Below are 24,534 nucleotides of genomic sequence, written 5' to 3'. Positions count from 1 at the left end.
TTTCTCTAGCGATGTATGCTCATTGCTATTTGTGGCAATTTTTCATTTTCTCAACTTATTAATCGTTAAACAATTAACACTGTTAGTAATTGCTTTCACCTCCTATTAACAAAGAGGTTTTATCAAGATCAATACAAACTAAATAGCAGACTATTAATAACTTACACTACTATTATCTGGTTTCTCTTTGACCATATCAAATCTATCTATTGAAGAGGTTTTCTATCATCAAAGCCATCCTATTTATATAGATATTATTCCTCTTCCTGTTCTGCCATTTCCTCTTTTGAAACAGTAGCAACAGGGATATCCATATCAGTATCAACACCATCATCTTCATGATCTTGCATAACTCCAGCTAAACGTTCACTTATCTTCACTAAATATATAGTATCTTCTGTCTTTACTTCTACGGCTTCAATCATATCATTATGGTGGTTTTTAAATGAAATAATATCTTCGTCTGAATATCCATCAGGAAATTTTTCTACTAAAAGATTTAAAATATCTTTATTTAGCTTTTTGAAATCGACGATCACTCTTTTCATAGGTAGGTAGGTTTTAAGTTAGTATACTTGTTTTTTTACATATCTAATACATATGCAAATAGTAAGGGTGCAACTATCGTTGCATCACTTTCTATAATAAATTTAGGGGAATCAATATTCAATTTACCCCAGGTAATCTTTTCATTTGGAACTGCTCCAGAATAGGATCCATAGCTGGTTGTAGAATCTGATATCTGGCAAAAATAACTCCAAAAAGGTGTATCGGTACGTTCCATATCCTGGTATAACATAGGAACTACACAAATTGGAAAATCTCCGGCTATACCCCCTCCAATCTGAAAAAATCCAATGCCATTTTCTGAATTGCCGGTATACCAATCCGCGAGGAATGTCATGTATTCTATTCCTGACTTCATTGTACCTGGTTTAAGTTCTCCTTTCATCACATAAGAGGCAAAAATATTCCCCAATGTACTATCTTCCCATCCAGGAACTACAATAGGCAGATTTTTCTGAGCTGCTGCATACATCCAGGAATCTTTTATATCAATTTCATAATATTGTTCTAATACTCCAGACAACAGAAGTTTATACATAAACTCATGAGGAAAATAACGTTCTCCCTTGCTCTCTGCATCTTTCCATATCTTAAAAATATGTTCTTGTAACCTTCTAAAAGCTTCTTCCTCTGGAATACAGGTATCAGTTACACGATTCAATCCTTTTTCTAATAATTCCCATTCCTGCTGTGGAGTGAGGTCTCGATAGTTAGGTATGCGCTTATAATGCGAATGAGCAACGAGATTCATCAAATCTTCTTCCAGATTAGCTCCCGTACAGGAAATAATATGCACCTTATCTTTGCGAATCATTTCTGAAAAAATCTTACCTAATTCTGCTGTACTCATGGCTCCTGCAACAGAAACAAGCATTTTAGCCCCATTATTCAGCTGATCTTCATATCCTTTTGCCGCATCTACTAAAGAAGCAGCATTAAAATGTAAATAATATTTCTGTAAAAACTCTGATATAGCTCCTTTGTTTACAGCCATTACAAATTCATTTTTTTTGGTTTAGAGGTTTCTTTTTCTGTCTGCGTACCAATATATTCTTCACTTGCATCTTCTTTCATAAATTTATAACTCAACATTTTATAATACAATTTTGCAGCTAAAAAATCTGAGGATTTATCTATCTCATTAGGGCAGAGTTCTACCAGATCAAATCCAACAACATTTTTTTCTTCAAAAACACTTTTCAAAAATTCTAATGTCTCATACCAGAATAATCCTCCGGGTTCTGGTGTTCCTGTAGAGGGCATGATAGAAGGATCTAATGCGTCCAGATCAAAAGTAATAAACACATTCTCTGTCATTTGCTCTATCGCATTATCCATCCAATACTCATCATTAGCCATGTCATATGCAAAATATGTCTTCTCTTCATTCATTATAGTTTTTTCTAACACATCCATACTTCGGATTCCTACCTGGATCAAATTTGTTTTCTGGCTAGCCTCATAAATTGCGCAGGCATGATTACAGGATGTTCCCTGATATTCTGGTCTTAGATCTGCATGAGCATCTATATGCAATACCGTTAGATTATCAAAACACTCTTCAAAAGCACGAATACTACCTATTGATATTGAATGTTCTCCTCCTAACAGTGTGACAAATTTATTTTTTTTAATATATTTCTTAGTCACCTGATGTACAGCATCTACCATTATTTCCGGAGAAGTATTTTCTGTAACAGCATCTGTGACAAATATACCTTGTTTATAAACTTCTGTATCGGTTTCTATATCATATAACTCCATGTGTGTTGAAGCTTCTAGAAATGCTTCCGGGCCTTTGTCTGCTCCTTTTTTCCAAGTGCTCGTTCCATCATATGGCACTGGGATTAGAATAACCTTAGCGTTGTCAATTTTTGCGTACTGATCAGGGATGCCTGCGTAATTTTTAACTTCCATTATAACCTAATATTTGTAATAAATCTTTACTATTTTGCTGTTCACTAAACAATTTCGAAGTTAAGTTACCATTTTCATCTCTATCTATCAAAATATGTTTTGGTTGTGGAATTAAACAATGCTGTAATCCTCCAAAACCTCCAATTGTTTCTTGATACGCTCCTGTATTAAAAAAACCAATATAGAGGGGTTTTTCTTTTTTATATTTAGGCAGATAAATAGCATTCATATGCTGCTCGCTATTGTAGTAATCATCACTATCACAGGTAAGCCCTCCTAAAAGTACACGCTCATATTCATCATTCCATCTGTTTATCGCAAGCATTACAAATCTTCTGTTTATAGCCCAGGTATCGGGTAATGTTGTAATAAAAGATGAATTGATCATATTCCATTTCTCTCGATCATTTTGCTGTTTCTGATGTAATACTTCATAAATGGCTCCTCCACTTTCTCCTACTGTAAAGCTACCAAATTCTGTAAAAATATTCGGTACTGGCACATTTTCTTCATAACATGCAATATTAATCTGATTGACAATCTCATCAATCATATATTGATAGTCATACTGAAAAGCCAATGAATTTTTTATTGGAAAACCTCCTCCTATATTAAGACTATCCAGTGTAGGGCATATTTTCTTAAGTTTAGTATATACTTTTAGACATTTCACCAATTCATTCCAATAATATGCATTATCACGAATACCTGTATTGATAAAAAAGTGAAGCATTTTTAATACTACTTTTTTATTATTTTTTATCTGTTTGTTATAAAAAGGCACAATATTTTTATACCCTATCCCAAGCCTGGAGGTATAAAATTCGAATTTTGGTTCTTCTTCTGAAGCGATACGAATACCAATTTGATAGGTTTCCTCTATTTCTTCTGATAAAAGATCAATTTCTTCGTAATTATCAATAATCGGAATACAATTATAGTGCCCTCCATTTATTAAATCTGCAATATTATGAATATACTTCTCTCTTTTAAATCCATTACAGATAATATACTTGTCATTCTTAATTTTGCCTTTGGGTTTTAATTCTTTTATAATATCTATATCAAAAGCTGAAGAGGTTTCAATATGCACATCATTCTTTAGCACTTCATTTAGAACATGCTCAAAATGAGAGCTTTTTGTACAGTAACAATAATTATAACTCCCTTTATAATTATGGTTGTCTATTGATTTTGCAAACCATTTTTTTGCTCTCTGGATGTTATCTGATATTCTTGGTAAATATGTAAATTTTAATGGCGTCCCATATTTTTTCAAAAGTTTCATTAAATCTATATTATGAAAAGTAAGGTTTCCATCGCTCAGGTTAAATTCTTCCTGAGGAAAAACAAAAGTTTGATCAATAAGATCTATGTATTTTGTATTCATTTGTAATAAGTTCAAAAAAAGTAGTTGAAAAAACCTGTAACACTCAAACTAACTATGAGTATACCAGTACACGAATAAAAAATTAAATCCCGATCAGTTCCTTTGTGGTAGGTACAAAGATATATCTGTTGATAAGTAATACTTGTCAAAAAGGAAGTTAGCTTTAAATTTCGGTTACTTATCCAATAAGCTGCAGATGAAAGAAACTTCCTCTCTATCAACCGCCCGAATTTAGAAACACTTGTCATAATGCTCAGCTGTACGCCATTACAATTGTACTCAAAAAAAACGAAACCTTGAAAAAAATTAAAGCTAAAAAATATCTTTTTTACCAAAAAAATACAACTACTTAATAATTAAAAACTTTACTTTTAAGCAGGTTTGATTTTTACTTCTAAAAATAACATAATTTTAATGCCGCTACGAGACAAACATCCTATATCCAATGTTAAAAAAAATAGCTTATTGTATATCTCTTTGGTAATACTGCTTTTTTTTTCATTCTTTTTATACTTCTATACCTTAGAAACATATACAAGTATCGAATCTTTCTCTATTGTAATTCGTAAATGGTTTGGGAGGTTTTATCTGTGGTTGGGGCTCTTTTGCGTACTACTTTTATTTATTTTGGCAATATCCCCTATGGGAAAAAGGCGTTTAGGCAGAGCCACGGATAGACCTGAGTTTACAAGACTTGCCTGGATATCGATGTTATACAGTGCTGGAATGGGTGCTGGTATTTTACTACGAGCCGTACAAGAACCTGTTTATATGATGCGCAATCCTCCTATCAATGTCAATACTTCTCCAGAAACTATTGCATTAGAATACACTTTTTATCAATGGGGGTTTACTGCCTGGGCTTTTTATGCTGTATTCGCTATTGTTATTGGGTTTTACCTTTTTGTAGGTTCAAAAAAAGTGTTATCCAGTAGTGCTTTTAGCCCATTAGAAAAAATAATTTCTTCAGAAAAAGTACGAGGTATTACTTTTGGTGGTATTGACATCCTTGCAATCCTAACTACCGTATTTGGACTAGTTGCCGCCATTGGTTTGGGCACTACACAAATAGAAGGAGGGCTCAACCATCTTCTAGACTATGATTCTGGGGTTACAGGAACCATTGCCATACTACTTTTGATTTCTACCTTAGCATTTATTTCTGCATACAGAGGTGTTAATAAAGGAATTAAAATCATCTCTACCTGGAATATCTATTTCACATTTGCTTTATTGATATTTGTTTTAATACAAAGTGACATCCTTGCAATTTTGTCACAATTTATCACTTCATTATATCATTATATTGTTGATTTTATCCCATTAAGTATTGCCTATGGAAATTATAACCCAGGAGAAAAATTCTTAACTGACTGGACGTATTATTATTGGGCATTCTGGTTGGCGTGGGCTCCTTTTACCGGGATTTTTATTGCCAGAATTTCTAAAGGAAGAACCTTACGCGAATTGATATTAGGAGTTTTATTAATCCCTTCTTTAGGAACTTTTTTCTGGTTCTCTGTATTTGGAACGTCAGCTTTTCAAATTATTGATAGCCTGAATACCTATACTGGTGAATTTGATAACGTTTTCACGTCAATTTTTGTGTTTTTTGAGAAGTATCCTTTTCAGGGAGTTATCAATACTATTGCGGTAGGACTCCTGATTAGCTTTCTGGTTACTTCTTTGGATTCTGCAATATTTGTATTAAGCATGTTTACAGATAATGGTAAGCAAACCCCATCAAAAAAACATCGCATTTTATGGAGTATCATACTCACTATTTTTGCTATTGGTATTATCTTATTGGGCAATAGTCGGGACGATATTAATATTCTGGTAGCAATGCAAAAATTATTAATCATTACTTCGCTACCTTTTTCATTATTAATGGTACTTATGATTATTCTATTTTTACGGGATTATATGAGAAAAGAAAAAAATTAAAATTTTCAATCGTTGTGTTTTGAGTAATCATTACATACGCCTCCATGTATAAACGTTAATTTTTTACTATATCAGTTTGTGATTTCTTGCTTTTGTGATTCTAAATAATCAGTAATGATCTCTATCAGTTTTTCTTCCACATCATTATGTAATAATTCAAATTCATAAGGATTCATTCCATGATATTGCTCATAGATTTGATTTCCTTTTATTAGTTCATTTTTCAGGGTATTAAGAAATATTTCATCTTTATTTATTTTTTGAGAAACAAAGTTTCTGTCGTTATTAGTTTCGTCATTATCTGCGTCATTCTTATACGTATGCACCTTTAATATCATGTCTTCGGATACTAAATTGGTAGTAATACATTTTTCGATTATTTTAAACAATGACTCGAGATATTCTTTCTTAAACCTTACCAACAGGTCTAGACTTAATACTTGTTTTAGTGGACTTAACATATCTTCTTTTTGTTCCTGAAGAAGGATTAATTCTTTATCATTGATAGAAGTATCCAGTATAAAAGCATTTAGCATTTCGGTACACAATGACAATGCATTAGACCAATTTTTGTGAGCTATTTGTAATTCCTTGTCCAAAAAGACCGGCATCATAAAATCTCCTATCTTATATTTTTTAATCATCGATAAAACTGCAGAGGAGACAGTATGCCCTACTCTTTTAAATTCTTTGGTAGCATCCAGTCCTACATGCATTTTTATAACAACCTGACCTCCTGGATGTTTTGTTAAAAATTTTGTGATATCATAAACACTTTTATCTAATATCAACCAATATCCATTTTCTGCATTGGTATGGGTCGCTATTTGAGACAAAAAATATTTTTGCCCTTTTCCAACCTTATTATTAAAAAATGGGCATTCATTAATATTCGGAATTGATCTTTCTGATTTTGAATGTATCAAAGCATCATCAACTTCTTCCCAGGCACGTTTATCAAACTCTCCCTGAAACCCACCTATAGTCAAACTTCTACCAACTTTAAAAGCTGCTTGTAAATATGAGTATACCTTTTTTTTATGTATGTCCAGAAATCCGTTTTCTCCAAAATAACAATTCTGAACATCTAAATATGCAGTCTTTAATTGTTTATTATTCCTTTTATGCATGTATTCCCTAAAAGATATTTTATGAACACTTGATAAAAAGTCCCGCCAGTTTTTAGGATACCACTCCCGAATCAACAAGGCTTCTCTTCCTAATTCAGAATTATAAAGAGGCCGTTCTAAAAATGTATCCAGTAAATGAAATAAAGGGGAAGACGTTCCACTAGGGCCTTGAATATTTTCATGTATTGGAACTGCAAAAGGGGCAACTGTTTTTGCCCATATAATTGGATTTACATATGTTGAACTGTTAGGGTTGGGGTTGATTTTAGGAAAAATATGATTCGTAATTTTTACAATCGTTTTTTTTATATGCTGTAAACTAACATCAATAGCCGTATCATCTTCGGTTAGCATAGCATCGTGAATTTTTATTACTTCTTGAAAAATTTCAGTTGACTTTTTAAGTATCTCTGTCTGCACAAGATAAAAAACACGTTCTTCCTGATTACCTATAATCGGAATTAGTAAATCTAAATTTTCTACTGTAAAGCTTTTGCGGGAATCAATCAGCTTATAATTATAAACAATCAGGTCAATATATGACATGAATGGTGCCGGTCGACTCAATCGTCTAGTTACTATTTTCCAGGGATCTATAATAGCCGAAGGTACTTCTATATTTATATTTTTACTACACCTCACAAAGGCATGTGCCAAAAAGCTTAGGATAGAAGAGCTTCTTAATAAATATTCATCATCAAGAGAATTAAGTTTCGAGGATAGATTTGGCAATTTCTGAAGCTCCTCGATCATTGTTTGATTCTTAAACAATACTGGCAGTTGAGAAGCTATTCTATCCCAAACTTCAAACTCCTTGGGCAAACTAGTCTTTAGTGAAATCTGAGGCATAAATCCATTAGAAAATGATAAAAAACCAAGGTTTTCATGATTTAATTTTTGGTTTTGTTCTTCTGCATTTTTAACCAAAATATGAAGTTCAGATACCGGAGCTACTTTTAATGATTGTTTTTTCATTTTTTAACTGCTTAAAATTACGCTAAGATTGCACTTAATAACAATTCATTAGAATGATGGGGCTAAAAACCCACGATTTTTGATAAAGATTTACAAGAACTTATCTTAAAATTTTTAAGATAACAAAAACAGATATTTCAAAAAATTATGAATCTTATTCCTTTATTCTTCTTTATCTTCCTTATTTTCTTATGATTGTTTTATACTTTATTGATAGGATTTTGAAAAAACATAACAGAAAATTACGTTTTACAAGTAAGCGAACGATGTGATTAATAGACTCGTTAATTAATGCAATTCTGATGATACCATAGAAAATCTCTTATATCATCCTGAAATGAAATCACCATAAACTGAAGCTCCGCTGCATTTTTGAACCTAACTGTGATGGTGCTATACTGAAATTAGGAGTAGATCAGTTTTTATAGCTGTTTATACAATTCCCATTGAGTTTAATGGAAAAGAAAATTCAAACAACAACTGGTGACCCTATTTATCAATCATTTCTAATAGACATGCGTTAATTTTCTATATTTACTCATCTTAAAAAGTTTTAGATGAGCGAAGCTAAATAATAGGAAAGTCTTTAAAACATGATCATCGTCTTTGACGGTGGTTTTATATATTTAAGTAAAATTCAATGCTACTTTACTATTAATTTAAACTGTTTTTCTGTATTCTGAGAGGTTATACTAACTAAGTATAATCCAGATGCTAAATTATGAGCAACTTTAATTTTACTTGTATTTTGATATTTATTATTAAATACTTTTCCCCCGACAACATCAATAATAGTTACTTTTACTTCTTTGTGAATAGCAGTTAAATCTATATCGAAATTATTTATACTAGGATTAGGATATACTTTAAAAATGGTATTTATTTCATTATCATCTATTGATAAAACATTGTCGTTTCTAAAAACTTTTATTTGCCCTACATCTTCCTGCCCATTAATATCTTTTCCTGGTACTCCAACATATACAATATCTCCAGATAAACTCATATTTACTGACTGACCTAGTCTATCGTTTTCCGTTTCTCCCAGTATATTCTCTCCTTGTTGTACCCAATTATCATTTATGAGCTTGAACACTTTAACAGAACCTGAGTTTTCCCCATTATCATCATCGAATAATGTAGATACTGCGATTATATCTCCAGATTCGTTTATCGCAGTAGATGTACCAAAAAAATCTGCTGGTTTTTCTCCTAATAACGTCTGTCCTTTTTGAACCCAATCATTACCAACAAATTCAAATACTTTTGCTTGCCCAGAATCTGTACCATTAATATCAGCATTAGCACCTACTATTATCTGAGTTAAGTCCTCATTAACATTCAAATTAGTCAATGAATCATTTGCATTATCCCCTACAATAGATGATCCTAATTCAACCCATGTATCTCCTTGTAATTCATACGCTTGAACTCGACCTCTACGCTCATCAAACTTAGGGTCAGTAGCTATAACTCGAATCCCATCAGGATTAAGTTTTACAAAAAGCGAAAGTTGATTAAATGGAGGCGTTGTTTGGTCGCCTCCATTAATATCTTGTCCTATCTGTGTCCATGTATCTCCTTGTAACTCAAATACCATTATAGTTCCATTTAGGTTTTTTATACTTCCAAATGCTATTTTACTACCATCTGGGGTAATATCTACTGACAAGCCGAAAGAGTCCCGAAATGCTTGCCCTATAATTGCATTACCTACAGTTTCCCAGGTCGTGCCATTAAAGTCATAAACATCAACTCTTCCCGCTGCTGGCTCACCATTAACTTCAAATCCTGTATCTCCTATTACAATTCTATTTCCTGAACCTGAAATAGCTATAGCATCTCCAACAAAGCTGTCTCGGTTTGTTCCTAGTATTTCTTGTCCTTTCTGAACCCAATCACCAGCTACTAATTCATACACTCTTGCTGCTCCAGAATCCGTATTCACCTGACTGTCTATTCCAGCTCCAACTATCATATAATTTCCATCTCTAGAGATGGCAGTAGTGCCTAATTCAGCTCTAGGATTTTCTCCATCAATAGTAGCTATTTCATTCCATTGTTGTGCATGAGTAAAGTAACAGGAGATGAATAGTCCTGCTACAAATAAGGTGTTTAAATAATTTTTTTTCATGGTTACGGTATTTTTAAGATCTTAGATATTTATATAACACTTACTTTTTTAACAGATGACATAAAAATTTTTAATAATAACAACAGATGTAACGGTCGTTAAAATTTTTATCCCTAGTTTAAATTATGCAGAGTCATTTTTATTGAACTCATCATATTTCAGTTTTAAGATGTCGTTATTTATATATAAACAGCTATTACAGAAAAATCCCTAAAAAATAAATTTATACTTTTTTATAGGGTTACCCAGTTACGTCGCATTAATTTATTAATGATATTGTGTTGGACTCTATTTACACTTGCGTTATAAAGTCTATTTGTAAAAATATAGATCCTAAATTTATATTTCATTTTCAGTACTTTGAGACTTAAATGGGTAACCCTGCTTTTTTATATAAAATATTTGACTCAATCCTCTGCATACACATACATACATCTAGTTGAAACCTCACCTATCTAGCCTTGCCAATTATTTTATTTCTCAGCTCATATACCAGTTGCCATTTGAATTTACTGGAGTAAACTACCTCGGGGCAAGCCAACGAGGCATTTATCAGAAAAAATCATTTCGATTTCGAGGCAAGCCTCTTAGCATTTAAATCTCGATTATCGGGTAAAATGTTCTTTTTCACCTCAGCTTCAGAATAAAAACAAACCGTAGCCCTGCTATGATTGATTTTTCTTATTCACCGAGATAAAAAACCTTATTTTTTTTCTAGTAAATTCAAACAACAACTGGTATTATTATTTTGTTATGAAGTTTATCGTGTACGCTTAATTTAAAGGAAAGATACATAGTGCTTACTTTTTCTTTTTTATCAGTATTATTATAATTTGCTTTATACTTCCCAAATGGATGTACAAAACTCATACACAGCATGACGTTTTAATTTTTCACCCCTCCATTACTCTATCTCGACTAATTTACGGGTCATACGATTGGGGTAAACTTATTATTTCTAATTGAAATTCTGGCTTGAATATTATTCTTGCCGGAATTAAATCTCCCACTTCGCGAATTACAAGTAATCGCCTACTCTTTTTCTCTCTTAAAATCCAAGATTGGAGATATCTATAGGGCTGAACATACTCTTCGATAATAAAATATAAATTGGTGATAATATCTCCAAATGTATTGTCATATCTTATCTCAATATAGTGTTTCGATTTATGATCATCTAAATTGATTTCTACTGGTACAGTATAGGAAGCTAAATAGTCATCATTTTCGTTTGTTCTAATATTGGCATCTGCACTTGCCAAATCATTTTGAGTACGATTCATAGCTGGTTTTTCCAGAATCTCTAAAAATCTTTTATCTATGTGATTTCTTAAATCATCAATTATTTCAACAACTTTTGGAGTTGCTTCATCTTCTTTCTCTTCTAATTTAATTCCTAAAATCTCCGTTAATGCTGTTTCTAGAATTGGTTTAAATGCATCTTCATCAAAAGGAATATCAAATTTTCCTAAGAGCTTAGAAATAAATTCTTTAAATGAGCGATAATCACTTAATTGGTAGCATTGATATAAACCAAGAGGTGGATAAACTTTGCTTCTATCTATTCCAATACAAATTGGCATAACTTCGCAATCCTCTAACGCTTGACCTATTCCTGTCTCAAAATATATCCAAGGTCTCGATATACTATTCGGAGTAAGGATTGCAACAACTGCTTTGCTTTTCTGGATTTTATCTAAAATTTCATTGAACCATAGATTTCCTGGTTTTAATCCTCCTGTTCCTGATTCATCCGAAGAAAACCAGGGAACAATTTGATTAAGTGTTATTCTTTTCAGCGTTCTGGAAACTATATCTGCAATATTTTTATCGCCACTATAATGACTTAAAAAAAATCTATGGTTCATTGTATTTACTTTTTGTTTTTTCTAAGAGCATGTTTAAAAACAATGCAAACTGATTGTCAGTAGTTTGGTGTTCTGACGACACTTCAAATCGACGACATATCGAGATATGTTGCTTATTTGAAGTAAAGTCAAGGTTGTCAAAGTAATGACCAGCAGGCAGAAGGGTTTTTAAACATACTCTAATTGTCACTTGGTAAAATAGATCTTGATAGCTCTTTTATTAATACCTGGCTAAATATACTAATATTTAGAACTATTAATACCTCCTTCATTAAACCGCATTTGATTTTTTCCCTTATAGCAAGTAAGAGTATTCATCCTTTGAATTTTCTAAAATAAAATGCCTTCTCTTCTATTTTTTAGTTAGCACTAACATAAAAGGCGGGTTTCCTGATTCATTTGTCGTACTACTTAACACCAGAATTTGCTTATCATTATTAACAATAAATGCTGCCACAAATGGTGTCTCAGAAGTATCCCCATGTATAATCCTTCCTGTAATTAACCCTGATGTTATCGCATCCGGAACTATACTTATATTTTCAGTAAGATTTATCTCATCATTTTCTACATTGGTATATAAATAACCAGTACCCTCAATAGAATTTTCAGTATTTTTTATAAAACTTATCTTTACAGGAAGTGTTTTATCATTTATAGATTGTGGTTGATAAACAATACCATTGCATACATTATTCTCCAAATCATTGAGCGAGATCGTTGTGTCTTTTTTTAAAGCAAATATCCCTCCTTCACCTAATCCAAAATCCATCATCATAACGCCTGAATTTGTAAATTGCCCTTTAGCAATGGTTGTTCCCGCCTCTTCAATTTCAATCTGTGCATTATCTATACACCTTATTTCTGGAAAGCCATTAATTATTCCTGATGTGGAACAAGAGCCTTCTATACAATCCAAACTTTGTTTTACTCCAGAAATTATACGATTTGTGATTAAAAAATTCGTATAAATTCATTGAATTATTTTTTCTTTATGCAAGGCAAAAAAATCAAGCATAGCTATAGCTACGGTTTATTTTTTAAACCAAGTAGAAAGGAAAAAGAAACGATGAATATGCGAAATTTTTAGTTGTAAATCGTATTACACCGTTATTAATAGTAATACTCCCAAAGGCTTCTTCTGTAATAGGATCAAAACTCGGGTTTCCGGGAGCAGTAACGATATAATTATAAGAATTTAATGTGTTACTGCAATCCCCCACTGCCACCAATGCTATTACATCTCCTTTTATACTTCCTTCGGGTTTGACCATAAGTGCCATTTCGTCTACTTCTAGTGCATAAAAAAAAGCAGTTCCATCATCGGGAATTTCAGGAGATGAAGGAGTCACCTGATCTATATTAACTTTTAGAAATCCAGAAGAAAGTATTTGAAAATCAACTTCTATGCGAATATCATCTGTAGTATCATCAAAAGTACCTACATCCCAAATAGCAATCATTCTATTATTCGTATGATTAAACTGCCATTGCCATACATCTCCCGGACTTTGGGTCCCTCTATAGGTTGATATGTCTTCTACAGGATTTATAAACACATCATCGTTTGTACATCCAATAGCTAACAAAAAGAGTGTTAGCATTAAACTAATAATCTGGAATTTATTTTTAACCTTCATAATTAAAATATTTACCATTTAGTATGATTTTAATACAATAAGTAAACATTCGTTTTAGACAATACCTCAGGACATTATATTTGAGACCACAGAATCCGTAAATACTATTTTATAGCAAAGGTTAAAAAAAACACTATTCTTTATGTAAAAGACATAATCATATTTCTATTGTAGCGATCATTTCTTCGTTATCCTTTTTGGTCAACCTGATAACGCTTATGTTTTTGATTTCTTTGCTTGTTCCATAGTTTTTAAACATGGTCACTTTCATGAAGGTAGGATTTTCATTTTTTTGGTACTGATCTCCATAATACTTAATCTTCACATAGTAAGTCCCTTTTATTGCATCTTTTAGCGTGAACTCCTCAGGGCCAAACCCTTGTGTCATATCTTCTGATATATGCCCTCCAATGCTTGTCCTATTATGGCTATAATAGCATTCTTCGAGATTAGGGTCTATAATATGCAAATCAATATCAGTATCATTGTGATTCCAATCTGTGGTGACCCTAATATCATATGTCACAGGCTTTAATAGGTGCTTATCGATTTTGCTTATATCCAAGTCCTTTTTATATTTATGAATAAGGGTTCTGATTTCATTTTTTGCAATATTTTTGATTCCGACAAATACACGCCTTTTAGAATTTTTATATATTTCACCACTTATAATACTATTTAATAAGTCTAATGCCTCCTGACATTTTCCTATGTTTTCATATGCCAGAGCTAGATCTCTATAGGATTGAACATCTTCTGACCTCAACTCTAATACACGCTCAAAAATAAATACTGCCTGATTATGATATTGTGCTGCTTGTAATTGGTATCCATATACTTTTAATAATTCGTAATTATCAAAATCTGTTTCAGGAATATTGGATAATATTCTATCAGCATATATATGCTCCTTATATCGTTTTCTGAAAAAATTAGAAACATCTACAAAATAGGCAGGAATCTTTATATATTGTTTTCGTTGTGTTAAATATATTTTATAGGCTTCTTCCTTATTTTTTGATTTACTGAGTGCTGTTATATAGCGCTGATCTACCTTTCTTTCTTTGATAGTAAGATCACCCGTATATTTTTTAAAAGGAGTAGGTTTCACGGCAGTATTCTGTAGATTAGAAGCAATCTGTATTGAAGAGTTTCCTGTACTATTTATGTTAAAAACAATGGGTAAAGAATATTGCACATCTACTTCAATTCCTCTTTGTTTCCCTGGAGTCAATGCAGGTATTAGTGTTAACACTCTAATAGCTTCTTCTTCGAGTTTTCTATGAGAAGCTCTAGCCATTATATTCGTAACTCTTCCTTTATTATCAATAGTAAATTGGGTGTATATTCTTTGAATACCATTTGATATATTGAGATCTTTGCCTAAATCAGCGTTAAAATTTTCTGAGACCATATTTCCAACTTTTTCAGAAAAACATTGTTTTTTCTGGTCATTACTTATATTCTCTTCACAGCCAGGAAAAACAGGTACCTGTTCTATTAAAGAAAATGGTACAAATAAGAGTTCTTCTTCATCTGCTATATCGAGTATTTCTTCAACTTCTATTATTTCTTCCAGATCATTTTCAACTGACCTTAACATAGGTGCTGCTACTATTTTTTCTTCTTGTACGATTTCAAACTCTTGCTCGATCATAGTTTTTTCAACAGATTCTTCTATAGTATTCTGAAATCTTATACTGGCATCTACCTTATCATCTTTTGATGCCAGAATTCTATTATATTCTTCTAACAATTCTTCTGGAGGAGGTATCTGATAGGCGATATAATCTCGTACATCTTCCAGAACAATTAAAGAGGTATAGTCCGTGACTAAACCATACGTTTTTCCAAGAGCTGTAATCTGGTTTTTATGATTCTCTACATCTTTTTGTAAAAAATTTAATTTTTTCTGTGCCCAAATTCTTCTTATATCTACACTTTTTTCTTGATGAACATCTATTTTTACTGATATACATTGCGTAACATCATTTCCATATCCAAAATTTAATTCTAGAATCTCTCCCTCAGTAAAATATTTTCCTGATATAGAAAAATCATGTGACAAACTCACTGGCATATTGGGGTATATTTCTCCTTGGTTAGTTTTGGAGGTGTACCCTAAAAATCTGAACGGTTCATACATGATATTATTCATGGCATCCACAATGGATTTTGTCTGTAAGTTAATATACGCACCATTCGTTTGTTCTGCCTTATTTTTTAATGTTTGATGATTTGCTCTGGCAGTACTATTTATTATAAAAACGGGACAGTAGTCTGGTATCTTTACCATATCTAAACTGATCATACCATCAGAAAATAAAAAGATACTATCCGCTGTTTTTTTCTCACTAAAAATTGATGCATAAGAAGTACCTCCATCATACACTAACAGTGCTATCGTTTCTTTCAATAATTTCCAGTTACCATTTTTGATGCTAAAAAGTTTTTCGGATAATTTACTATTACTAAATGTTATAAAATTGACATCTATATCTTGTTCATATAAAAAATAAGTGTCCAAAAAATCTAACTCCTTTTGTAGATTTCTATTTTTCATAGATAAAGATATATCCCAGTATATTGTGACCTGATCAGATTTTTCTCTTTTTCTATTTTCTGGTTTTACCGTTTTATATAGATAAAAATAATTATCAGAGGTAATTATTTTTTCTGTGGCTAACGATATCGGTATTTTGATGAGTACATTCTTATTAGGTATGTAGTTCTTTTTAGTTATCGCTGTTGTATAATTTTGTTTCCAATTAGAAAATTCTAACCCTGATATGTTACCTTTCTCGATTATTGGTTTACTTTTTTGATCAAAAACCACCATATTTAATGAGAAGTGACTTAATTTATTACTAAAACTTAGTGGTAGATTATAATAGTGTGATTCAGCTGTATAAATCAACTCTTGCTCATATGCCAACACAATTCTTTTATATCCATTTGCCGGAATTGGATAAATACGAGCTTTATAGTTATTACCGCTTCCTTTTTCCAATAAAGCCGGATCAACACCTCTTCTTACCACGCCTTCAAAAGCAATTCTACCTAACTCTTTTTCTACAATTACTGCTTCTCTAAGCTTCCCATTAACATCTAAAGCAAAACGAGAGACCTCATGACCTTCTCCTAAGGGAAATGATAATTCTCCTTCTAAAATACTATTGGAAGGGTTATAAAAAAGCATATCATATGTGGTGGTTGCTATATTCCCTATTACTGCTACGTTTATATCTAATGAAGATAATCCAACTGGTGTATCTGATACTTTCAATATAGGAATATCCTGAGCATATGTTAAAAATGATAGTAATACAGACAAAATACAAGTATATATTTTTTTCATATGTTTTTGATTTACTGAAGTTTGATAATGATGTAGTCAAGTTTTATGCCAACTAATTATCTGTTAAAAATTACAAGAAATTATTAAATTATATAGAGTGTATACTAATTTCTTTAATCCAACGTATATTTAGGACAACACTAATTATCTTATATAAAAATCTAAACTGGGTTAAAAAATCTATCATGAAATCAAAGAACTACTACTTATTTATATTATTATTTATCTCTTTTTTCAAAATTTCTTCTCAAGAATGTAATAATACCATACATACTGGTGAGGGTACATACTATGGAGGTGTAGCCGGTGGTACTTTTGGTAATTGTTCTCTGCCTGTTGTCACCGGGGATTTTTTGCATTGCGCATTGAATAACTTTGATTATGATGGCAGTACTGCTTGTGGAGCTTGCATCGAAGTTACTGGAGCCAGAGGTAGTGTCACCCTAAAAGTTGTAGACAGATGTCCTGAGTGTGCTTCTGGAGATGTAGATATGACTCAGGAAGCCTTTGCAATGATTGCTGATGTAATTGATGGTAGAGTACCTATATCCTGGAAATTTGTTCCTTGTACAGAAAATACAAATTCTCCATCTATTAAAATTAATTTTAAAGAAGGCTCTAGTCAGTTTTGGACAGCTATTCAATTTAGAGATATCAACCATGCAATTGCCAAAATGGAATATCAAAACCCAGACACCAGCTGGAAAGCTATCAATAGAGAATTATTCAACTTTTTTATAGAAACTTCTGGCATTCCTTCTCCTATGAATTTGAGAATAACTTCTGTATTAAACGAAGAACTTATTTTTGAAAATATTGAACTAAACCTCGCTCAAGATTTTGATACAGGACTTCAATTTTCTACTCCTGCCGAGTGTAATGAAGCCTTAACAGAAGCCTTGACAACTACTCTTTTCCCTAACCCTACATCCGGAATTATAAATATTACTACAAAAAATACTACCCCCTGGAAACTCTTTAATAACTCTGGCAAAACGCTACGCCAGGGTACTGCTAAAAGAATAGATGTTTCTTCCTTTCCCAAAGGGATTTATTATATTTTAGTTGAGAACAAAAAAACAGTAAAAATGATTAAACAATAAGAAGTTTCAAACTAAAATATAGCTATAATTACTTGTTATACTTTGCAATCAAAAAGCTATGCAATTTATAGGTTCCTACTCCTAATAAAATACCAATAATCATCCCTGTAATAATATCACCTGGATAGTGAACACCTATATAAATTCTGCTATAGCTAAATACAATAGACCAAAGCACCATAAACGGGAAAATATATTTTAATTTTTTCTGCAATGCTAATCCAGTAAAAAATGCAACTCCCATAGATGTTGATGCGTGGGCAGAAAAATACCCGTGACGCCCACATCGTTCTGCTATAAATCTGGTAAATTCACCGACACCTTCTAACTGGCAAGGTCTTGGTCGCATAAATAACACGTTCTTAAAAAGATTAGATAATTGATCAGATACTGTTATTAATAATGCTATTGTAATAATTGTAATAACTGTCCCTTTAACTCCAAAATATTTATGAAAAAAATATAATAGAATCAAAACTAGAGGCGCTTGATTAATTTTTTCAGTCACAAATAACCAGAAATCATCCCAAAAAGGTGTCCCCAGATTATTAAGATATATAAACAGATCTTTGTCTAATTGTATTAATTCTTCCATAAAAAAACAATAAGTATTTCTTGAACATTAAAATAATTAAATAATTTCTACCTTAAAATTACCCCCTAAAATTTGTTCTTTTCCCCTTATGCTTTAAAATAAAAATTAACTGTAGCTTAGGCTATACTGAACTTTTCTTTTTTGCCTAAAGAAAAAACAACTGTATTTTATTTGGGTAATTTTAAAGCGAAAATGGTATAACAGGTTGCGTATCATCCATCATAACGCTCAATTTCCCGATCATAAAAATCATTCGCCGCCTGGATCAAACTTTCTGCTTCGCTCTCTAATTCACTTTTATCTTCCTTATCAAATTCTTCTAACCATTCTACTTCGTCATTCTCCAGATTTATAATAAATCTGGGGAACTCTGTATGAATTATAAAGATTGAATCTGGGTGATCTGTATTATCACCTAATAGAAATTTTGGGAACCCCATAGTTTTTTTTAAAATTAGATAACAAAGCTACGAAGTTTCAAATCAAAATAACAAACACAAAAAGAGGTAAATTTTAAATAAAATTTACCTCTTTTTGTGTTTGTTTATTAAGACTTTATTTTGATTCTATAATAATCTGTACTCTGGCATTTGATCCTAGTTCTGCAGGATCAATTCCTTCTTCTTCTCTTGGTTGAGTATTACTTACTCCCATAAACTCTATCAACGATTCATCTACACCATTTTCTACAAGGTAAGTTTTCACAAAACCTGCACGCGCGGCAGACAAAATTTCGTTCTCAAATTCTATTTCAGAATCATTTGCATGTCCAATAATCTTAATACTATTTACATCAAATATTTTGAGGTATTGCAGATACGAGTCTAAAGCTGTCTTTATTTCTTCATATACCTCACTTTCTCCAATCAGGTATTCTATATCAGAAAAATCTAATGCCATATTACAGATATCATTAACATTTAGATTCTGTATATCTTTCATTTCTCTTAATTCTACATCATCTATATAATAATATGCATCACTAAAATCTCCTCCTTTTAAAGATTTACCGTTAGCACTATCAGAAAAATATCCAAGAGAGACATATTTCTCTGTCCCTTTTGCTTTATACACTCCACATACTTTAGTCCACTCCTGAGTATCACAAACCATTTCAGAAGATTTAATATGTAATTTATATGTTGATGTCTCTGTAATTCTGGGTACTCTTGCTGTAAAATAAGATCCTATAGAAGAAGTACAGGAGTTAGACAAACCTTCTCCTAAAGATACATACATATGAAAATAATAATATTTCCCTGCTTTTAATGGTGTTATTAATTTAGCTGTAATAGATTCTTTAGAATTATTATTGGTTACATATAACCCAACTTTTCCTTCCCCTGTTCTAGGTTCTTGAGGACCAAATTGTTTTAAAAAACCTGGTGCCTTATGAGCAAAATTCACCTCATTGACAGCAGGGTGATGTGCATCCGGCGTATTGGTTAATGATTTCCAATTAGCTATAATACCAAAGTTTCTCATCTCATGCTTTAGTTTTTTTACTGCAGCATTTGTAGTTTCAAAACTTGGATTAGGAATTAAATTTTGAGCTTGACTCACATTATTATTAGCGATCACTAAAAATAAAATAAGCAAAAAGTAAAGGTTAGATTTTGGGCTTCGCATCTCTTTTCTTTTGTGTTGGTAATTATGTTGAAATATAGTTAAATATATATTAATACAAAATATACTTTTGGAAAGTAACAAAAACTAATCCAAAAAAAGAAACGATGTAAAACTTTCTATATTGCAAATCTTAAAAAGAGATTATTAAAATTTTTATAAATTTCCTTTTCTGGATATTAAATCTTTACTCAAATAGTTGAACCTCATAGATAACAGTATTGCAGACACTGATAATCCTGCTAATAATCCAATCCAAATGCCCGAATTTTTATATTCTGTATACAATCCTAAATAATAACTAATAGGAAAACCAACAATCCAATAGGCAATAAACGTAACAACTGTAGGAATTTTTACATCCTGTAAACCTCTAAGAGCTCCCAAAACTACTACTTGAATTCCGTCTGATATCTGAAATAATGCTGCAATTATCAGAAGTCGGGCAGCGATACCAATAACTTCATTAGTATCCGATAAATTTTCCAGATCATTTACATCAAGATAAATCTGTGGTAGCACTGTATTAAAAACTATAAAAAGTAAAGCAAATGCTACTTCTATCAGGAGTGTCAACAAAAAAATCGAAAATGCTATTCTCCTTAATTCTTTAAACTGCTGGAGTCCTTTTTGGTTTCCTACTCTCACCATTGCTGTTACACTTAGCCCCATAGCTACCATAAATGTCATAGAAGCAAGGTTTAGTGCTATTTGATTAGCTGCCTGTGGGTTTTTACCCAAAATCCCCGATAGCCAAATTGCTGCGGTAAAAATACCTACTTCAAAAAACATTTGTAAGGCAGAGGGAAAACCTAACAAGACTATTTTTTTAAACATTTTATTTTCTAAAATAAAAAATTTGATAGATGACAGATATGCTTTAGATTTTTCTTTGCTTTTTAGCAATATCCATAAAAAAATAACCATTATTAGTCTGGAGACCAATGTTCCTACTGCCGCTCCCACAATACCCATCTCAGGAAAACCAAATTTTCCAAAAATTAATAGATAATTTAAAACTACGTTGACAACATTAGCTATTAGAGTAGCATACATTGGGTATTTGGTCATTGACAACCCATCAGAAAATTGTTTTAGTGCCTGAAAACCTATTAGAGGGATTAATGAGACTGCCACCAGATCCAGATAGGGTATTGCCAATGCTACAACCTCTGTAGGCTGCTTCATTAGATACATAAGAGGTCTGGCAAACACTACCCCTATAAACAATAGTACGCCAAGGACTGTACACAAAAGAAAACCGTGTTTAAAGATTGATTTACCACTAGTAAAATTATTTTCTCCATCCGCTTCTGCTACCAAAGGCGTGATTGCCATAGAGAACCCAATACCCAGAGACATCGCGATAAACATAAAACTGTTCCCCAGAGATACTGCTGCCAATTCTGCTGTTCCCAATTGCCCAACCATAACATTATCTATCAATCCTACAAAAGTATGCCCTAACATTCCCAACATTACCGGAGCAGCTAACTTAAGATTATACCTAAACTCTTTTGTGTATTGATGCAACATGTTTCTTTTTTGAGTTGGCAAAGATAGTAAGATTACATCTCAGAATATAGCTTGTTACTGCAAGTTTATTCCATAAGAAAAGGCTGTCCAGTTAACTGACAGCCTTTTCTCGAGTTGAGTTTGATGACTAATAAATTTATAATTTTATTAATATGACTGCAAATAAACACATCAATGATCTTCACAACTACACACATCTATTATACGCTTGCCTAAAACTAGAATACGTAACAAATTAAAAAGAATTCGGTTTACACATCATGCTTTTGGTAAACAAACTCAGAGTATCCAGTCATTTGGTTCATATATAAAAAAAAGCTGCCCTCTGATAGGGCAGCTTTTACAAGTATTAAATCAATTTAAAATATTCTATGGAATTTATTCCTTTACAAACTTAGACGTTAGTTGACGTCCTTCATTGGTAGTAAGATTAAGGAAATATACTCCTGATGCAAAATCAATAGTATTTATTGCTATAGTACCAGTAGTATTATTGGTTATAGATTTATTATAGATTGTATTACCCAAAATTCCGGTGATTACAATTTTTCCGTTTTGTAATACTGAAGTATCTCCGGATATGTTTAAAACCCTTTTTGATGGGTTTGGATATACTACCAATCCAGACTCATTAATATCATCTACTGATAACAAACCTCCAGGCTCGTTACCAAATACTAATACTCCATCATCATACACTGGAATATTTTCACTTTCTAAATCTTCAGACTCATTTATTCCCTGTGCAGACCAATCATTAGAAGTATCATAAGGCACTCCATTTTGAACTCTTACATTAATTTGAGTTTCTGTTCTGAACTGAGGATCTCCTATAGGTGCTATAGACGGTAGATTGGTGATCTCTGCATAATAAATACTTCCTCCAGCAGATTTGATCTCCATTTGAGCGCTACTTCCAACGCCATTAAGAGAGATATCATAATCATCAATGGTTTTTCCTGCTGCAATACCTTCTGATATATCAAAGAAATATCTATAACTTAGTTTATCCGTCACTCTTGCCGGCCATGCAGTTCTATTCTGTATTAAAATTCTGATTGTACTTCCGAATGGGTTATTGCTATTAAATTTTGATACTGAACGAATTTCAGATCTAGAAGGTACTTCATCCACAGGAAAATCAGATAATGGATCTCCTCCAAACTCTCCATACATTCTTGCTAATACACCTGTTATAGCTGCATTATAATCACAAGCTACTTCATTCGCTATAAATTCACCTCTATCATCTACAAAATCATCATTATCTGGAGATTTTGGACCTCCAACTACTGCTCCAAATATAACGTGACTTGCTACTTCTGGTGGTCCACTCTGACTATTTGTCCAATTACCACTATTTGCTCTATGATGAGGATCATTCGCAGGGTTATTACCAAAACCTACCATAAAACTTCTATTAATAGGATTATCTCCCAATGCATAATCCACCATTCTTTTAGCAAAATCACCATATCTTGCTTGTTTAACGGGATCAGTTGTCACTTTATCCGCATAAATAACAGATAACAATGAAACATTTGACGCATATCTAACTGTACCCCATTGTCTTAAATGTGGTAATCCTCCTGGTGTTGTAGGAACAGATTCTCCATTAACATTAAAAGAAAAATAATCAAGATTACGCTCTGCATCTTCTTTATATTTATCCTTTCCGGTAAGTTCTGCTAATAACACATACGCTCCATATGCTTTATCATCCCAAGAAAAAGCTTCTTTATATTTTGCAATTGTACTTTGACCTTCTCGCTGCAAGTTGTCATATTCTGACTCTGCCTTGTCTAGATACTGAGCTTCGTTTGTAGCTCTATATAACCAAGAAGCACCCCAAACCAGTTCGTCCTGATAACTACTAAATGATCTATAAAATCCAGCTGCGTCTGTTATAGAATTAGAATACTCATCTCTAAAATTATCTGCAAAATTATATAATTGTTTTGCATGAGTTACTAAAGTAGCGCTATAAGTAGGATCATCATCTTTTAATAAAATACTAACTGCTGCCATTGCTGCTGCTGTTTCTGCAGCAAGATCAGATCCAGGGTTTGCCTCATCGATCTTATAAGAAGGTCGTTCTCTTGGGTACACTTCTGGAGAACCCCACCATCCATGATCAACACCTCCATTACCTACTTGTCCATATAACTCATTAGGTGCTGTATGACATTTTAAAAGGTAATCAGTAACAAACCTTAAGTTTCTTTTTATAATATCTAATTGCCCACTGTCTCTGTATGCATCTTCATATTCTATAGCACCCCAAGCTAATGTTGTTACACTATATGCCATTGGGAAATTAAATTTCACATGATCTCCAGCATCATACCAACCTCCTGTAAGATCTAATCCAACATCAGAACCATCTTCTAATGCTGAGTCTCCCCTCCAGGATACTCGATTCCAATCTGGCAATTCTCCTGACTGCTGTACTTCATAGAAAAAAAGCGCTTTTTGTAATGCTTCTCCATAATTAAATTGTGCTATTAATTGTCCACAATAAAGACTTAATACCACTAAAAATAAGTTTAGTTGATTTCTTTTCATTTCTAATAATGATTTGCGTTAAACGTTACGTTTGTTAAATATAATGTATTGAATAAAAATTTTATTTTGCAATTATAGGCTTTCAAACGAAATATATAAATCTCTTATTGCAATAATTTTTAATCAAAATGACATTGTTAAGATAGTTATAAGAATCTTATAGGTTAAAAAAAGTGATTTTCT

At 32.2% G+C, this 24,534-nt stretch carries 17 protein-coding genes; 2 read left to right on the top strand and 15 right to left on the bottom strand.

The genetic code is table 11. The features are described from left to right. Window positions 1–254: 254 nt before the first annotated feature. Genes F0000_RS11270 through F0000_RS11255 form a run of 4 tightly spaced genes read right to left on the bottom strand, consistent with a single transcriptional unit; the run spans window position 255 to window position 3,874 of the window. Complete coding sequence (locus tag F0000_RS11270; RefSeq protein ID WP_149624817.1) at window positions 255–548, bottom strand: hypothetical protein; 294 nt, start codon at window positions 546–548, stop codon at window positions 255–257. A 35-nt stretch (window positions 549–583) separates the two neighbouring features. Beyond that, window positions 584–1,561, bottom strand: a complete 978-nt coding sequence (locus F0000_RS11265; RefSeq protein WP_149624816.1) for a deoxyhypusine synthase family protein — start codon at window positions 1,559–1,561, stop codon at window positions 584–586. Then, window positions 1,561–2,484 carry an agmatinase gene (speB, locus tag F0000_RS11260; protein WP_149624815.1) on the bottom strand — a complete coding sequence of 308 codons (924 nt, stop codon included), beginning with the start codon at window positions 2,482–2,484 and terminating at the stop codon, window positions 1,561–1,563. The genes F0000_RS11265 and speB overlap by 1 nt, the downstream gene beginning before the upstream one ends. Further along, window positions 2,474–3,874 carry an arginine decarboxylase gene (locus F0000_RS11255; protein ID WP_149624814.1) on the bottom strand — a complete coding sequence of 467 codons (1,401 nt, stop codon included), beginning with the start codon at window positions 3,872–3,874 and terminating at the stop codon, window positions 2,474–2,476. Before F0000_RS11255 ends, speB begins: the two co-directional genes overlap by 11 nt. Window positions 3,875–4,288: 414 nt before the next feature. Between F0000_RS11255 and F0000_RS11250 the strand changes: the two genes are divergently transcribed. Next, entirely contained in the window at window positions 4,289–5,821 is a 1,533-nt protein-coding gene (locus F0000_RS11250; protein ID WP_149624813.1) for a BCCT family transporter, read from the top strand. A gap of 71 nt (window positions 5,822–5,892) precedes the next feature. On the opposite strand, the gene F0000_RS11245 is transcribed toward F0000_RS11250, so the two are convergent. The 6 genes from F0000_RS11245 to F0000_RS11220 all read right to left on the bottom strand — a co-directional run bounded on the left by F0000_RS11245 (window position 5,893) and on the right by F0000_RS11220 (window position 16,926). After that, on the bottom strand, window positions 5,893–7,926 hold the full coding sequence (locus F0000_RS11245; protein ID WP_149624812.1) for a cytochrome b5 domain-containing protein: 2,034 nt from the start codon (window positions 7,924–7,926) through the stop codon (window positions 5,893–5,895). Between the two features lie 643 nt (window positions 7,927–8,569). Next, entirely contained in the window at window positions 8,570–10,060 is a 1,491-nt protein-coding gene (locus F0000_RS11240) for a T9SS type A sorting domain-containing protein (RefSeq protein WP_149624811.1), read from the bottom strand. Between the two features lie 923 nt (window positions 10,061–10,983). Then, window positions 10,984–11,928, bottom strand: coding sequence for a toll/interleukin-1 receptor domain-containing protein (locus F0000_RS11235; RefSeq protein WP_149624810.1), 945 nt, complete (start codon window positions 11,926–11,928; stop codon window positions 10,984–10,986). Window positions 11,929–12,280: 352 nt separating this feature from the next. Then, on the bottom strand, window positions 12,281–12,847 hold the full coding sequence (locus F0000_RS11230; protein ID WP_149624809.1) for a hypothetical protein: 567 nt from the start codon (window positions 12,845–12,847) through the stop codon (window positions 12,281–12,283). Between the two features lie 121 nt (window positions 12,848–12,968). Then, window positions 12,969–13,568: a hypothetical protein gene (locus F0000_RS11225; RefSeq protein ID WP_149624808.1), complete on the bottom strand. Its 600-nt coding sequence runs from the start codon at window positions 13,566–13,568 to the stop codon at window positions 12,969–12,971. 157 nt (window positions 13,569–13,725) lie between these two features. Further along, window positions 13,726–16,926, bottom strand: a complete 3,201-nt coding sequence (locus F0000_RS11220; RefSeq protein ID WP_149624807.1) for a VIT domain-containing protein — start codon at window positions 16,924–16,926, stop codon at window positions 13,726–13,728. Window positions 16,927–17,111: 185 nt separating this feature from the next. Here F0000_RS11220 and F0000_RS11215 point away from each other — a divergent pair, with 185 nt between their 5' ends. Further along, on the top strand, window positions 17,112–18,029 hold the full coding sequence (locus tag F0000_RS11215; RefSeq protein WP_149624806.1) for an expansin EXLX1 family cellulose-binding protein: 918 nt from the start codon (window positions 17,112–17,114) through the stop codon (window positions 18,027–18,029). A gap of 28 nt (window positions 18,030–18,057) precedes the next feature. Here F0000_RS11215 and F0000_RS11210 read toward each other — a convergent pair whose 3' ends face one another. The 5 genes from F0000_RS11210 to F0000_RS11190 form a co-directional block, all read right to left on the bottom strand. Then, on the bottom strand, window positions 18,058–18,624 hold the full coding sequence (locus F0000_RS11210; RefSeq protein ID WP_149624805.1) for a phosphatase PAP2 family protein: 567 nt from the start codon (window positions 18,622–18,624) through the stop codon (window positions 18,058–18,060). A gap of 212 nt (window positions 18,625–18,836) precedes the next feature. Continuing rightward, complete coding sequence (locus F0000_RS11205; protein WP_149624804.1) at window positions 18,837–19,064, bottom strand: hypothetical protein; 228 nt, start codon at window positions 19,062–19,064, stop codon at window positions 18,837–18,839. Window positions 19,065–19,179: 115 nt separating this feature from the next. Then, a complete protein-coding gene (locus tag F0000_RS11200; RefSeq protein WP_188112093.1) occupies window positions 19,180–20,223 on the bottom strand; it encodes an OmpA family protein in 1,044 nt (347 codons plus the stop codon). Between the two features lie 183 nt (window positions 20,224–20,406). Continuing rightward, entirely contained in the window at window positions 20,407–21,786 is a 1,380-nt protein-coding gene (locus F0000_RS11195; protein ID WP_149624826.1) for an MATE family efflux transporter, read from the bottom strand. 378 nt (window positions 21,787–22,164) lie between these two features. Then, window positions 22,165–24,351: a glycoside hydrolase family 9 protein gene (locus F0000_RS11190; protein WP_188112092.1), complete on the bottom strand. Its 2,187-nt coding sequence runs from the start codon at window positions 24,349–24,351 to the stop codon at window positions 22,165–22,167. Between the last annotated feature and the right edge of the window lie 183 nt (window positions 24,352–24,534).

The sequence above is a fragment of the Aquimarina sp. RZ0 genome (assembly GCF_008370685.1).
In the GTDB taxonomy this organism is placed as follows: domain Bacteria; phylum Bacteroidota; class Bacteroidia; order Flavobacteriales; family Flavobacteriaceae; genus Aquimarina.
This window is presented reverse-complemented; position numbering and strand designations above follow the sequence as displayed.